This window comes from Cytobacillus sp. NCCP-133 (assembly GCF_026011715.1).
Lineage (GTDB): Bacteria > Bacillota > Bacilli > Bacillales > Cytobacillaceae > Cytobacillus.
The window spans coordinates 148,711-163,376 of the sequence record NZ_BRVM01000009.1; the positions used below are offsets into that span (position 1 = coordinate 148,711).

At 38.5% G+C, this 14,666-nt stretch carries 11 protein-coding genes and 2 pseudogenes; 5 read left to right on the top strand and 8 right to left on the bottom strand.

Annotation, left to right across the window (positions count from 1 at the left end):
- Positions 1 to 9 precede the first annotated feature (9 nt).
- Positions 10 to 738: a GntR family transcriptional regulator gene (locus NCCP133_RS12455; protein ID WP_264805331.1), complete on the bottom strand. Its 729-nt coding sequence runs from the start codon at positions 736 to 738 to the stop codon at positions 10 to 12.
- Between the two features lie 519 nt (positions 739 to 1,257).
- Here NCCP133_RS12455 and NCCP133_RS21975 point away from each other — a divergent pair.
- Positions 1,258 to 2,410, top strand: a pseudogene (locus tag NCCP133_RS21975) (IS3 family transposase).
- 376 nt (positions 2,411 to 2,786) lie between these two features.
- On the opposite strand, the gene NCCP133_RS12470 reads toward NCCP133_RS21975, so the two are convergent.
- From NCCP133_RS12470 to NCCP133_RS12495, 6 genes are all read right to left on the bottom strand, one after another.
- Positions 2,787 to 3,056, bottom strand: coding sequence for an HTH domain-containing protein (locus NCCP133_RS12470; RefSeq protein WP_264805334.1), 270 nt, complete (start codon positions 3,054 to 3,056; stop codon positions 2,787 to 2,789).
- Positions 3,057 to 3,529: 473 nt separating this feature from the next.
- A complete protein-coding gene (iolC, locus tag NCCP133_RS12475) occupies positions 3,530 to 4,540 on the bottom strand; it encodes a 5-dehydro-2-deoxygluconokinase (protein WP_264805335.1) in 1,011 nt (336 codons plus the stop codon).
- Positions 4,541 to 4,569: 29 nt separating this feature from the next.
- Positions 4,570 to 5,385 carry a 5-deoxy-glucuronate isomerase gene (gene iolB, locus NCCP133_RS12480; protein WP_264805336.1) on the bottom strand — a complete coding sequence of 272 codons (816 nt, stop codon included), beginning with the start codon at positions 5,383 to 5,385 and terminating at the stop codon, positions 4,570 to 4,572.
- Between the two features lie 100 nt (positions 5,386 to 5,485).
- Positions 5,486 to 6,949, bottom strand: a complete 1,464-nt coding sequence (locus NCCP133_RS12485) for a CoA-acylating methylmalonate-semialdehyde dehydrogenase (RefSeq protein WP_264805337.1) — start codon at positions 6,947 to 6,949, stop codon at positions 5,486 to 5,488.
- 48 nt (positions 6,950 to 6,997) lie between these two features.
- The gene (locus NCCP133_RS12490; protein ID WP_264805338.1) at positions 6,998 to 9,004 is read right to left on the bottom strand and encodes a TRAP transporter permease; all 2,007 of its coding nucleotides are present in this window, start codon (positions 9,002 to 9,004) and stop codon (positions 6,998 to 7,000) included.
- 74 nt (positions 9,005 to 9,078) lie between these two features.
- The gene (locus tag NCCP133_RS12495) at positions 9,079 to 10,107 is read right to left on the bottom strand and encodes a TAXI family TRAP transporter solute-binding subunit (protein WP_264805339.1); all 1,029 of its coding nucleotides are present in this window, start codon (positions 10,105 to 10,107) and stop codon (positions 9,079 to 9,081) included.
- Between the two features lie 401 nt (positions 10,108 to 10,508).
- Between NCCP133_RS12495 and NCCP133_RS12500 the strand changes: the two genes are divergently transcribed.
- On the top strand, positions 10,509 to 11,516 hold the full coding sequence (locus NCCP133_RS12500; RefSeq protein ID WP_264805340.1) for a LacI family DNA-binding transcriptional regulator: 1,008 nt from the start codon (positions 10,509 to 10,511) through the stop codon (positions 11,514 to 11,516).
- A 296-nt stretch (positions 11,517 to 11,812) separates the two neighbouring features.
- Positions 11,813 to 12,875, top strand: a pseudogene (locus NCCP133_RS12505) (IS4 family transposase).
- 193 nt (positions 12,876 to 13,068) lie between these two features.
- On the opposite strand, the gene NCCP133_RS12510 reads toward NCCP133_RS12505, so the two are convergent.
- Positions 13,069 to 13,557 (bottom strand): hypothetical protein, encoded by a 489-nt coding sequence (locus tag NCCP133_RS12510; protein WP_264805341.1) that lies wholly within the window; start codon positions 13,555 to 13,557, stop codon positions 13,069 to 13,071.
- 249 nt (positions 13,558 to 13,806) lie between these two features.
- Here NCCP133_RS12510 and NCCP133_RS12515 point away from each other — a divergent pair, with 249 nt between their 5' ends.
- A complete protein-coding gene (locus NCCP133_RS12515; protein WP_264805342.1) occupies positions 13,807 to 14,325 on the top strand; it encodes a hypothetical protein in 519 nt (172 codons plus the stop codon).
- A 32-nt stretch (positions 14,326 to 14,357) separates the two neighbouring features.
- The gene (locus NCCP133_RS12520) at positions 14,358 to 14,579 is read left to right on the top strand and encodes a hypothetical protein (protein WP_264805344.1); all 222 of its coding nucleotides are present in this window, start codon (positions 14,358 to 14,360) and stop codon (positions 14,577 to 14,579) included.
- The last annotated feature ends 87 nt before the right edge of the window (positions 14,580 to 14,666 follow it).

Below are 14,666 nucleotides of genomic sequence, written 5' to 3' on the forward strand. Positions count from 1 at the left end.
AGCGACCTGTTAAATTTCCAAATCACCCCCATCTTTGCTATACATAATTTTATATGGCCAATCATCTGATCTCACATAATACTTTACATACTCAACAGGCTTATAGTCTGAGTCAAAAGAGACTCTCTTAATCTGCAGAAGAGGGAAGCCCTTCTCAACTTCAAGGTAATAACTGAGTTGTTCATCAGCCTGTACAGCGGCAATTTCCTCCGTTACATATGCAAAGTCGACACCCAGCACCTCACTTGCGAATTGGCGCATATGCAAAATCTCACCGGCATTTTTTATTTTCTCAATATCCACATCCACATAATGATGAATTAATAAAAATGTTGGAACATTATTATCGATCCTAATTCTTTTGACTTTTACTATGGGAGTTTCCGCTTCAAGTTCAAGACTTTTCGTAACATCTTCCTCTGCAATCACTTTGGAGGCGTCTATCGTTTTACAGCTCAATTGATTCCATCTCTTACTAAAGTTAGAGCTGAATCCCCCCATAGACGGCCAGGGTCCTGAAAGTCCATTATTTACCACAACAGAACCAATTCCGGGTCTTCTTTCAATTAGCCCCTCCGATTGGAGCCTGCCTAACGCTTGTCTAATTGGAGCTCGGCTTACACCATAAATCTTTTGCATCTCACTTTCTGTTGGAAGCTTGTCCCCTAAAGCGTAATAATTCGTTTTAATTTTGTTAAAAAGATCATCAAATACTTGTAGATTTAATGTTTGTTTCAAAGCTGCACCTCGTTCTCTATTTCTGTATACTTCATTATTACTTTTCGTCACTTTGTTATAACAAAGTAGGTATAAATGCATAATAAACAATTGTTTTTAAATAGTCAATATTTTTTGTTAATTTAAAAAACTCTTTCTCAATCTATATTAATAAACACTCTTTCTTAATTTAGATTTAACTTCATAAAAATTGCACAGTCACTCTCACAGATCCGTACGTGCGGGTCATCGCATACGGCTCCTCCATATTATCCCCGCTGGGGATGATGTTCATTGTAAATATCCACTAAAAGAGATGAGACCTTTATCTCTAAGCCATTCATTCGAGATAGCTGTAAGTACTGGAGTACATTTTGAACTTCTCCACGAGTACATTCGTAGTTTGGGAAGTTAACCTTTCCACTTCCTTCTGCGCAGTTCTCTGTGTAGCTTCTTAATTGGACAGACCTTTGATGCTAGACTAAATAGTAGACACAGATTGTTATAATAAATACATCAACTATAACGGGGTGTGTCTGTATGGCAAGAGGTAGACAATTCGAAGAGGCATTTAAAATGGAAACTGTAAAGTATATGAATGAAAACAATAAGCCTGTAGCCCAAGTTGCTAGAGAGGTTGGTGTGAATGCTAATACTTTACATGGCTGGGTGAAGAAGTATGGTCAACAACCTGAAATTAAGGCTGTCAAAACATTTTCATCAGAAGCAGCTGAATAAAGAACTCTTCAGAAGGAAATCTGCGATCTCAAGGAGGAGAATGAAATCTTAAAAAAGGCGATGCACTACTTCGCGAAAATCCCTCGGTAAAATATGAATTCATTCATGAAAATCGCTCCCGACTCCGAGTGGAGAAGATGTGCAGCATTCTGGGAGTTTCCCAAAGTGGTTACTTCAAATGGTCAAAGCGACCCAAAAGTAACAGGCAAAAACAACACGAGATATTATCACAAGAGATTCTTAAGACCCATTTAGAATTTAAGCAACGTTACGGCAGTGTAAAAATCGCTAAAACCCTGAATAGACGCGGTGTGAAGGTAAGTGAGCGTACGGTCTCTCGCATTATGACGAAAAACCAATGGAAGTCTTGTACCGTCAAGAAATACAAGGCTACAACCAATTCGAAGCATCAACATCCAGTAAGTGAAAACGTCTTAAATCGACAGTTTAGAGCCAGTAAACCAAACCAATTTTGGATAACGGATATCACTTATATTCCGACCAATGAGGGCTGGTTGTATGTAGCGACCGTAATAGACTTGTATTCTCGTAAAATAGTAGGTTGGGCTATGGACAAAACCATGACAAAGGAATTAGTTATCTCTGCATTAGAGATGGCATACAAGCGTCAAAAGCCATGGAAAGGTGTCGTTCTCACTCAGACCGAGGTGTTCAATACGCCTCCAGCGAGTATCAGAAACTATTAAAAAAGTACAATATGATCGGCAGCATGAGCCGAAAGGGAAACTGTTACGACAATGCTTGTATCGAATCTTTTCACGGTATTCTTAAACGTGAGCTTGTTTATCAAACCAAGTATAAAATGAGAGATGACGCAAAGAAATCGTTATTTGAATATATTGAGTTTTTCTACAATTCCAAGCGGATCCATTCAACTTTGGGCTACTACACGCCGAATGAATTTGAGCAAATGTTTGGGGGTTCTGTAGCCTGATTTTACCTTCATAAAAAAGTTTAAATCGCCTTTTATTTGAACTTTTTTATGAAGGCCACCAAGCGAAAGCGCGGTAGAAAAACCTGTGTCTATTTTCTTGACGTAGTATCTAACAGAATCCGGTTGTGGTACTGGACATTCCCTTCTTTTGCAGGGTTATCCGACTCTGCTAGCCAACACGGTTGAATTGTCGCCTGTTCCAGGTTTCGCCTTCATGTCCTCCGCACACTTTCTTACGGACAATGCACTACCTGTCAGCTAGACACTTCCGCCACTGCGGCATGTCAGGGACTTTCACCCATAAGTCCGATGCGCTGCCAAGCGCACAAAAACAAGAGGCCTTTCCAGGCCCCTTGTTGAATAAACATATTATCTCTTACTTCTTTCCTGTCCGAACCACAGCCAGCTCCTTATTAAACTTAAGAACATATCCCTTGGCTTTTCGGTTATAGACGATGCAATTTGTTAAAGTATCAAATTTATAATCGGAGAAATAGGCGTTTAATTCCTTCAAATCTCGCTGGATTGTTTTGACGCTCACATTAAAATACTCCGCTTCCTTCTCTTTGCTTATGACTTCTCCTTGGCTAAGACGTTCAAAAAGGGACAATATCCTCATGGTTTTCATATGTGATTCTTCCAGCACGATGTCTTCTCCCCTCGCTGCTTTTTTATCTATACAAACTCTATATATGAATACCATAATGGTTCTACAGGAATAATAACATAAACATAGTGCTATTATAGGTAATTCCACCTATAATTTCTGAATTATTTTCTTTAATATCGTCAGGTTATCGAGTTTGTTTAGCTGATTAACCTTGCGAAGGGATAAAAGGTAAATGTCAGAAAAAGATTACATCGGATAATTATGAGTATGTTAAAAGTTTTCTAGAAGATAACTCCATAATTGAATAGGATGTAGAAGAAGAGAATTATAACGATTTTGTTAAGTTTCTAGAAAAACAAAAAGACTAACTCTTCAAGCTAGTCTCTTTTTTTTCTATTTCTTTTTTATTCTCATAATAAGATGTTGATATTTCTTATTTTTATCCTTCAACTTGCCAATTTCCTGCTGTCTAATCTCATATTTAATTATTATGGGGATTGGTACATATTCTACTTTGTTTCCTCTACCAGTTCTGAAATGGTTTCTCCCTTAGCTATTAATTCTTCAATTTCATCTAGAGTCGGCATAGCTTCAGATGAACTATGTTTGCTTACAACAATAGAGGCTGAAGCACTGCCGTATTTTAAGGCAGTTTCTATATCTTTACCTGTAATTAGGGCATATAAAAATGCTGAAGCATATGAATCGCCTGCACCAAAGGTTTTAAGTACATCGGTCTTATAGGCCAGCCCTCTAAAAACTTCTCCGGATCTGGAGAAAACATAGGAGCCTTTAACACCATGCTTAACCACAACTAATTCCGGGGAATGCTTAAACAGATGTTTTACCGTATATTCGTTATTACCTCCTGTTTGCCTATTTTCCATAACATCAAATTCTTCTCTTGTGCCAATCACAACATCTGCCATCTCTGCTGCCAATGAATAATACACAGACGTTTCTTCAGTGGACTTCCAAGTGTACGGCCGGTAATCCAATTCAAAAACAACTTTTACTTTGTTCCTTTTTGCTAAACTAATTGCCCTTAGCACTGCTTCACGAGATGGGCTAGCCGACAATGCTGTCCCTGAAACGAGCAATAGTTTTGATTTTTTTATATAGTCTTCATTGACCTCAGAAGGAGAGAGGTAAAGATCTGCTACGTCTTGGCGATACATTAAAATGCTGCACTCTTCCGGACTCTTAATTTCTGTAAAGGTCAATCCAGTTTTGCGGCCTTCTTTATCTATATGAATGTTTGATGTATCAATGCCGACACAGCGTAAATAATGCTCAATAAACCTTCCATGCTGGTCATCAGAAATCTTTCCAATGATACCAACTTTTAATCCTAACTTAGACCCTCCAATGGCGATATTTGCAGGAGATCCTCCCACATATTTGGAAAATGTCTTTGTTTCTTCCATTGGCCGGTTAAACTCAGATGCATTCAAATCAATGCACATACGGCCAATGGCAATCATGTCAAATTCCCTTTCATTACTCATTTCAAATATCATTCCGCTAACATCCCCTTCCCTTGACCTTACTAACGCTTTAATATCCATTCGTGATTTGGATCATTATAAAATTTCCAGATTCTATTAGGTCCTGCCATTACATTTAAATAATAGGAAGTATACCCGTCAGGTACACCTACTGGATGATACCCTTCTGGTACAATCACCACATCTCCATTTTCAACTGTCATCGTTTCATCTATTTTGCGATCATCTGTATAGACTCGTTGAAACACAAAGCCTTGCTTAGGATTCATTTCATGATAATAGGTTTCCTCTAAGTACGATTCATCCGGCAAGTTATCACGATCATGCTTATGAGGAGGATAACTGGACCAGTTCCCGCTATCTGTATACACCTCAACAACAAGCAAGCTATTAGCAGCAGGCATCGAATCAGGCAAAATATTGTGTACCATCCGCTTATTGTTAAGAACCCCTCTATGTTCAATGCTATTCTCTGAGGCTTTAATTAATTTCGTAGGCAATTGATTGTCAGAAGGCGAATAGCAAAGTGCCACTCGAGCCCTACTAATTCCCTTGATCTCAAAGTGACGATCATTTGAAACATACACACTATCTGTTGGAATCTTTTCAAATACACATTCGCGGGTGCCTAAATTTTTGAAGGTCTGCTCCCCTTGTGTGACTTCTATTTTTCCTGTTAAAGCTACAATGCAGCACTCCTGCTTTCCCAGCATCTCTGAATACTTGGCACCCTTGTCTATATCCACAATTTTAAAATTGACATATTCTAATGATGAATTTTCTGAAGTAACCTCCTGAACGATCGTAAATCCTTGTGCCGCTTTAGTATTGATTGGTTTTCTAAGCAAACTTCCCATATATGCCTCCCTATTTTCCACCTTTATTAATCATTTTGGTCATGTTGACGGCCAAATCTAAACACAATGATTCCTATTAACCCAAATAGATTAGTTTCTACTATTCGAAACTAGGTGACTTGTAGCGTGCCGTCACGACCTTTTTACGAGTATAAAAATCAACACTATCTTTCCCATTGGCATGTAAGGTTCCAAAAAAAGATGATTTCCATCCTGAGAAAGGAAAGAAAGCCATTGGAGCGGGTACACCGAGATTGATCCCTAACATGCCGGCATCTATATGTTCACGGAAATATCTAATTGACGATGCATCATTAGTAAAAATGCAAGCACCATTTGCAAATTCAGATTGGTTTGCAATTGTAATAGCTTCTTTTAAATTTTTGACTCGCTTAATAGATAGTACAGGTGCAAATATTTCTTCTTTCCAGATCGTCATATCAGTGTTAACATCATCAAAAATAGTAGGACCAATAAAATATCCTTCACCTGCTATTTGCTCACGTCCGTCCTGTATAAGGGTTGCCCCTTCTTCAATTCCTTTTTCAATGTAACTGATCGTTCGGTTTAGATTTTCTTTTCTGATAACTGGACCTAGCAGCACACCGTCATCCAGTCCATTGCCCATCTTGACATATGCTGTTTTTTCTTTCAGCATGGCTATAAACTCATCTGCAATCCCCTCTTCCACTGTTACCACAGAACATGCCATACAACGTTCCCCTGCTGACCCAAAAGCTGAAGAAATAATGGCTGTAACAGCATCTTCTAAATCAGCATCATTTAAAACAACTGTATGATTTTTAGCACCAGTTAAGGCTTGAACACGTTTGAGGTTATCACTGGCCTTTTTAAACACGTATTCACCTACTGGCTTAGAACCGACAAATGAAATAGCCTTTACTTCAGTATGATCTAACATACCATTGACGACATCATGTGCACCGTGAACGACATTAAATACTCCCTTTGGAAGTCCAGCTTCTGTAAAAAGCTCTACTAATCTATCTGTCAAAAGCGGGGTTCGTTCAGAAGGTTTTAGAACAAAGGTATTTCCTAGTGCGATTGCCATCGGGAACATCCAGCACGGCACCATCATAGGAAAGTTAAAAGGAGCAATGCCACAAACTACACCAATGGGATATCTGTAATTCGCTGCTTCAATATCCTTAGCAATTGTAGACAGAGAGTCTCCCATCATTAAAGAAGGGGCTCCCGCTGCAAATTCAACATTCTCTATTCCCCTCTGCACTTCACCTAATGCCTCTATTAGACTTTTTCCATTTTCCTTTGTGATAATATGTGCCAATTCTTCTTTATGCTTTGTCAGCAATTGCTGGTAGTTGAATAAAATTCTCGAACGACGGGGGACAGGCACTCTGCTCCACTCGCCAAATGCGTTGGAGGCAACTTCTATAGCGTAATCAATGTCATTTTTTGAAGAAAGAGGAACTTGAGCAATAACTTCTTTCGTAGCCGGATTAAACACATCTTCATAGGCTGTTGCCTGGCTATCAATCCACTCACCATTTATATAATTTTCAAGTTTTCTTATTTCAGACATAGGATCCCCCTGTAATATACTTTTTTAAAAATATTTAGACAAAATTAATTAAACAGCTTCAAACATTTTTCCGATTTGCAGCTGATCACGTTTTAACCACTGAGAGATGAAAACGAATAATAAGACTGTGAAGCCAATGAGATCCGTAATGAATAGAGGATGAATTAAACAGATTAACGCGATACATAACAGAATGAACTTAAACCATGATAAACCTTTAAATAGAAACTTTTCCGATATAACCGCCATAATGACTACAGCAGCGACCGCAAGAAAAATGGTATAGACGAGATCCACCCAGGACACCCCTTTTTCAACAATGAGAATAGGGCGATAAACGAATAGGAAAGGAACCAAGTATGCAGCAATTCCTAATTTCATTGCTGTAAATCCGGCTTTTACCATTTTTTCAGTACCTGCAATTCCGCATCCCACATATACAGCTAAAGCAACTGGCGGGGTAATTGCCGAAATGCCGCCCCAATAGTAGCAGAACAGATGGGCAGCTAAAGGAGGGACGCCCAATTTGACTAACGCAGGGGCAATCATAGTAGCTGTCACGATGTAAACAGATGGTGTAGGCAAGCCAAAACTTAAAACAAGGGAAGAAATGGCGGCAATCGATAAAGTTAATAACAGGTTATTCTCACCTATTTGTACAAGCTGATTCGTAATAACCATGCCCACTCCGCTTAAAGAAACGGTTCCTATGATAAAACCAACAACAGCACAAGCAATTGAAATTCCAATTGCACTTTTTGCGCCCATTTCCAGTGCTTCAACTATATCTTTGACACTCATTCTTGTTGCTTTTCTAAACATGCTACATATAACAACAGCAAAAATGCTCATTAAGGCTGCAAACAGCGGAGTAAAATTCAGTACAAGCAATCCAATTAGCATGACTAAGGGGATTAGCATATGACCATGTGATTTTAGAACTCCTATCGTATTAGGGAGACGATTTTTATTCACCCCGTTTAACCCTAGTTTCACAGCATGCAGGTGAAGTTGAATGTAGACAGCTGCATAATAGATGAGAGCAGGCACTAAAGCACCTAACGCTACATAAAAATAGGAAACTCCCAAGTACTCTGCCATAATAAATGCTGAAGCTCCCATAACTGGCGGCAGAAATTGTCCTCCGCAAGAAGCAACTGCTTCCACTGCTGCAGCAAAGTGAGGTTTAAATCCTACATGCTTCATTAAAGGAATCGTAAACATCCCAGTTGAAGCAACATTTGCAGCTGAACTTCCTTGTATTGTCCCCATTAAGCCACTCGCAATGACCCCAACCTTAGCAGGTCCACCTGGTTTATGTCCTGCAACTGCCAAAGCTAAGTTAGTAAATAATTCAGTAGTTCCAGATTTACTTAGGAAGGCACCAAATAATATAAATAGGAAAACATAGGTTGCTGCAACACCTACAGCGACCCCGAAGATCCCTTCTGTCGAAAAGTACATATGATCAACGACTCTTTGATAAGAGAATCCCCCGTGGCTCAATAGATCTGGCATCATGGGACCTACAAATAAATAGACAAGGAAAATGGCAGAAAGAATCGGCAATGCCCACCCGATAACCCTGCGCGTCGCTTCTAATAAGACCAGACAGAAAATGATTCCCATGATTGTATCCTGGGGAGTCGACCATCCGCCCCGCAGAGCAATTTGGGTATAGTTAAATGCCAAATACCATGCCGATATAATTCCTGCTAAGGCCAATACTACATCTGCTATACCCGGTCTAAACTTCTTGGATGCCTTCTTGGTCATAGGATAAAAAATAAAGGCCAGAAAGAGGATCATTCCAATATGCAATGGACGCTGCTGCATGGCTGGCAGCAGTTTATAACCGGCTGTATATAAATGAAACAGAGAAACCGCGACACAAAAAACAAGTATTCCCCCAGCCCACCATCCTTTTAAAGACCTCGTGCTGCTTTCAATTTTGTATTTTTTGCTAATCTCCCCAATATCAACTAATCCCTCAGCGGATTCTTGTGAAGCTATATCCTGGCTGGATTCCTCGTTAGACCCATCGTATTTTTTCATATTTTCACCCCTGTTCATTATGGAAAATGTTCCTGGGTAATTTATCCAGGAACATCAGGTTCATACCTTTAGAATTAATCTAATAATCCTATTTCTTTAAAGTACTTTTCCGCTCCTGGATGCAGCGGGAATTCCTGCCCCTGTAATGCAAATTCTTTATCAATATATTTTGCTAAGGGAATTACGGCTGTTAAATCTTCAACATTTTCAAATGTTGTTTTTAAAAAATCGTAAACTGCCTGTTCAGACATATCCGAATTGGCCACTAAAAGAATAGGTTCTGCCCACGTTGTAAATGGTTCATCTTGATTAGGATAACTTCCAGCTTCAATCGTAATTGGAAATTTCACACTGTCCTTCGTTGCTGCTTCAATCACTTCATCAGGGAAGCTCTTCAGTGTCATAAATCCGGTATTCATCATCTCTGTCCAAGAAGCAGAGTAAATCCCGTCACCCCAAATGGCTCCATCAATTTGACGATTGCGCAATTGATCAATCGTTTCACCATGAACTGTATATTCTGGACTAAAATCTTCAAATGCTGCATCAATGACAGGTAAAATGATCTCCTGCATTTCGATTGTCCCTGTACTCCCCAGTTTATTAATGGACACAGAATGTCCTGGAAGATCATAGATTGTTTTAAAAGAATCATCCGCCCACTCTGATACACCGAAATGAGTGACATTCGGATAGACAAATGTCAGAAACCCCATGTTCTGAAACTTTCCTTTTTCCTGTTCAGCAAACTGTCCCTCATTGTTATAAGCATCGATAAATGTTTGAGCTGTGCCGAAAGCAATCTCAACTTCCCCGGAGTTGACTAACGCGATATTATGAGGAGTGCCATCCGTAGCTTGAATGGAGTATTCATAGTTATTGAACTTATTATTCATCAACCCCATCATTGCTCCGCCTAAACGATAATAGTTCCCGCCAGAACCTCCAGTGGCCACCCTGACAAATTGGCTTTTTTGATCTCCCCCGCTGCCTTTTTCATTACCTTTTTGCGCCACTTGCTCACCGCTTTGACATCCTGCCAAAATAAGTAATAATACAATCCCAATTAAAAATAAAAACTTCCCTTTTTTTAAAAAAATCACAAGTATCACCTCTCCTTGGAATCTTCTCTAAACGCAGCTTTCTGTTAGAAATATATTGTGAAAGCGCTTAACCAATTTTCAAAAAATATATACCTCCTTTACTATTATTTTTTCAGGGAAAGCGCTTAACTGCTATTAAGTGGATTATACTAAACGTCTATATGGATTTCAATAATGTTTTTTAAATATTTTAAAAATTCTTTAGTTTATTTCGATCATTTAATGGCTCAATCCCTTATAAATACAGAGTTTAATGAAAATCTAAAAAATCAAAAATTTAATCCTTTCTATCCTTTATGACTTATGATATCTTATATAAAGGGAAAACGCTTAACCAAAACTCATTATAATTATTATTCAAAACATTATAAATTAGAATCTCTTTAAGGAGGAAAGCATGATTGAAGACAACAATATATGATGTTGCTCGTGAGGCTAATGTTTCCATAGCTACGGTGTCTAAGGTTCTCAACAATTCAGGGCGTATTGGCGAAGAAACACGAGGAAAAGTTATGGAAATTATAAAAAAATTAAATTATCAGCCTAACAAAATGGCTTCAGCGCTAACAGGCAAACAAACCTATAGTATTGGATTATTAATTCCAGACCTTGCAAACCCCTTTTTCGCAGAACTTGCCAGAAGTATTGAAGACCAAGGCCATCAGCTTGGCTATCACCTGATCATATGCAGTACGGACTATAATCCTCAAAAAGAACAGAAATATGTTGATTTATTAAAAAGAAATAAAGCTGATGGGATTATCCTAGCATCAGGATTTGAACAATCCAACATTATTGAACAACTGATAAATGAACAAATTCCTGTCGCTGTCGTTGCCAGAGATCTCCCCATTCCAATTGTGAATACAGTATCCAATGATGATTTCTATGGGGGATACCAGGCTGCAAAGCATTTAATCGACTTAGGACATAAAAAAATCGCGGTTATAGCCAGAGATGTTTGGACAAATAGGCAGCGCTTAGACGGTTACAATAAAGCACTTAGTGACGCAAATATTCATTATGAATTTCCGTTTGAATACATTAGAGAATCTACTATTGAGTGGGGGAAAGAAATGGCAACTCATTATTTACAATCAGCGGATCCCCCTACTGCCATTTTTGCATGTAACGACCTTCTCGCAATAGGAGCAATTCAAGCTATTAAGGAAAAGGGACTAAAAGTCCCTGATGATATATCTGTAGTAGGCTTTGACAATACCATGATCGCTAATATAGCTGACCCTCCTCTAACAACAATTGCCCAGTCAACCAAAAATATGGGTAAGCATGTAATGGACCTAATCAATAAAGAAATAACTGAAGGGATAACGGATAAAACTCGTTTAGCTCTGCTTCCTAAATTAATTACTCGGAAATCTACAAAAAGCATTAGAACATTAAGTTAAGAGTACAAAGACTAAGTTTTTATTTTAAGGAAAGCTTCCAATCCTATTGCCTGCGGAAATAACCGGCAATAGGATGGCAAAAAAATAGAATAATAGCTTCCCACTAGTGTTGCACTAATTTAATCTCACTATTAAAAATACTCAAAATGTTCACTTTTTTATTTTTTTCCAAAGAAAAAGTCCTTTATAATAGATAAAGTCAGGTGGTAACCCGTCCAAATCCACTAAAAAAGGACCAATCTCATGTCAAGATTACACGAAAAACTTCATTTGGACAATGGTTTTCACCAATAAATATGAAATTATTTGAAGATCAGGTGAAATCAAAGGAATTAGATTACTATACGAAAAAATTAACGACAGAGTCATTCCTAAAATTACTATTTTTTGCGCAGCTTCAAGAAGTTGAAAGTCTTCATGCGCTAGGCGATTGTCTTTTCGATAACGAACTTCAAAAAGGGATTGACCTTGAATCCATCAGTATTTCTCAGTTATCACGGCGATTAAATGGTTTGAACCCCGATCTATTTCAACGGCTTTTCCTTGATTTAGTGGCACAAATTCATGCCAAGACACACTACACCAAACTTGTCATGCCGTTAAAAATTATAGATTCCAGCACATTGCCACTTAATTTGACTAATCATAAATGGGCTAAGTTCCGTAAAACGAAGGCTGGTGTAAAGTTGCATTTGCGCCTTGTGTTTATGGAAAAAGGTGAATCCTACCCAGAAAAAGTAGTGATAACAACGGCTAAAGAACATGACCGTGGTCAGCTTGAAATTATGGTAGATGACAAAGAATGCATGTATGTGTTTGACCGTGGCTATCTAGATTACGAACGTTTTGATCGAATGACCGATGATGGATACTTTTTTCTTTCCAGGTTACGTAAAAACGCTGTCGAAAGGGAAGTTTATAACTTTAAACTACCCGATGATTCAGCTGTTCTGTCCGATCAAATGGTTTTAATTGATACCACTCAAAACCATGTTGAAAATTACTTTCGCCCTTTTAAAGGTATTGGATTCAAAAGGAAATGAACTTCATTTGATCACCAATCATTTTGATTTGAGCGCCGAAGAAATCTCTGCCATGTATAAATCACGCTGGGCAATTGAGTTGTTTTTCAAATGGATCAAACAACATCTCAGTATGAAAAAGTTTTATGGTCAAAACGAACAGGCGATTCAAAATCAAGTGTTTATCGCCCTTATTGTTTTTTGTCTTCATGTTCTCGCGCAAATTGAAGCGAAAAGTAAGCGGAAAATCCTACAAATTAGCCGTTATTTAAGGGCCGCTTTGTGGAAACCAGCTCATATCTGGCTACGGAAAATTGAAGGGAATGCCGTTCCGTAACAAACTAATTGTCGTTGTCGCACATGTCTAATTGTAAATAATATCCAAATGGATGGAGTCACCTTTATTAGGGTATTAACTATTTTGGCTCTAAACAGGAAATATTATAAAACTGAAAATTCCGTTAATTTTAATGCAACACTAGTGATAGCTTCCCAATTCAATCATCCAGGTCAGCTATTATTCTATTTATCTATTTAAGATGTTTATATAACCACTCTTTAAATAACTGATTCAATTCCCTGTTTTTCTGCCCCTTCAGCCACTCCACCTGATCAATAGGCAGATTTAATTTAAGCGTGATCTTTTCATTTGGCATTTCCACTTTCCTGATATCCTCCAATGTAATGCCTTCTTCAATATCCGGAAATGACAAATCATGTTCACTCACACAATGGATGCCCTTATAATCTTCATCCTCATCCCGTTCGCAGAATAAAGTAATCCGCGGAAGCTTTCCCGGCACTGATTTTAGAAACATAAAGGAATTGATTACTCTGCCATCTTCAAGCTCGATCTCTGCTATCAGGCTTTCCCTATCTTTATATTTTCCCAGAGTCACTTCACTCACAATCATATCTACTTCCAAAGTGCTTCCAGCAGAAGACTCAAAAATATAAATGGCACTCTTAAATATATAGACGATTTCTCCATCTATCGTTACCGATTTTACGCCAGCCATATTCCTTCCCCCATACAATAGGATAATCAATAGTTGTGAAATACGTTTTAATTTATGTCCATCATACCAAAAAGCGCTGCCATTTGGAGATTCAAACAGCTGTTATTTGTATGCCATGATGAAAAACCTTGCTGCATCTATGATTGTTCAAGATTAGGAATCACTTTTTCCATAATTTTCATTCCCCCTCACGTTTCTATATTGCTAAAATAATAAGGGTAGAAAAGATATGAAAAAAGAGGTCTTAAAATGGCATTATCGTTAAACAAAGAAGATATGAAGAAATTGAATCCAAAAAATTTATGGAAATACATCATGACAGGTATTATCTCATTTTCAATCGGAGCTGCAATCGGTCCCTCACAGAGCGAAGTAGATGCTTTAGTGGAAGGGAATCAAGAGATTAACGAGAAGGTCGAACAGCAAAATCTGCTTCTGAATAAAAACACGGAAGAAATAAAGACCCTTCAAACGGAAAACAACAAATTGAAAGGCAAGCTGGAAGAGGCCTCACCTTTCTTTAATCTATCCGAAGAGGAACAGGAAGCTGTACTGAAAGAGATTCAAACCAAGGCGGAAGCGGAAGAACAGCGCAAGAAGGAAGAAGCCGAAAAAGCAAAGAAAGCGGCCGAAGCAAAGGCTGCTCCAGGGGCCCCGTCTATGCTGAGATGGACGTGCAAATGGTACTGTCATCTGAAAGAAAAGCATCTTTTAGCGGCACATCAAATCTTCCAGCCGGAACTGAACTCCTTATTTCATTTAGCTTAACGGATTATAGCTACCACGCCTCTACCAAGACGGTGGTCGAAGAAGACGGATCTTTTACAACGGAACAATTCTCCAATCATGGCACCGCCCTGGCATATGGCACTTATCTTGTGGAAGTGATATCCGGCGTGGCCAATATTCAGCCTCCTGAAGTAAAGGCCATTCTTGGCGAGAACTACGGCAATGTCAAGGGCCCTCTTCTTAAGGCAGTACCAGGCGGGAGGATACTGAAATTAGAGAAGAACTTTACGTAACAGTGCGGAAAATGTTGTGTAAATAAGTATGAAAGCAATCCTCCTTGGCGAGAATTAGGATAAATAATTTTTGCTAAGGAGGATTTT

Excerpts from the sequence above, each read along its gene's own strand:
- iolC (WP_264805335.1), bottom strand. The coding sequence starts at position 4,540 with ATGATATTTGAAATGAGTAATGAAAGGGAATTTGACATGATTGCCATT.
- iolB (WP_264805336.1), bottom strand. The coding sequence starts at position 5,385 with ATGGGAAGTTTGCTTAGAAAACCAATCAATACTAAAGCGGCACAAGGA.
- NCCP133_RS12485 (WP_264805337.1), bottom strand. The coding sequence starts at position 6,949 with ATGTCTGAAATAAGAAAACTTGAAAATTATATAAATGGTGAGTGGATT.
- NCCP133_RS12490 (WP_264805338.1), bottom strand. The coding sequence starts at position 9,004 with ATGAAAAAATACGATGGGTCTAACGAGGAATCCAGCCAGGATATAGCT.
- NCCP133_RS12510 (WP_264805341.1), bottom strand. The coding sequence starts at position 13,557 with ATGGCTGGCGTAAAATCGGTAACGATAGATGGAGAAATCGTCTATATA.
- NCCP133_RS12515 (WP_264805342.1), top strand. The coding sequence starts at position 13,807 with ATGGCATTATCGTTAAACAAAGAAGATATGAAGAAATTGAATCCAAAA.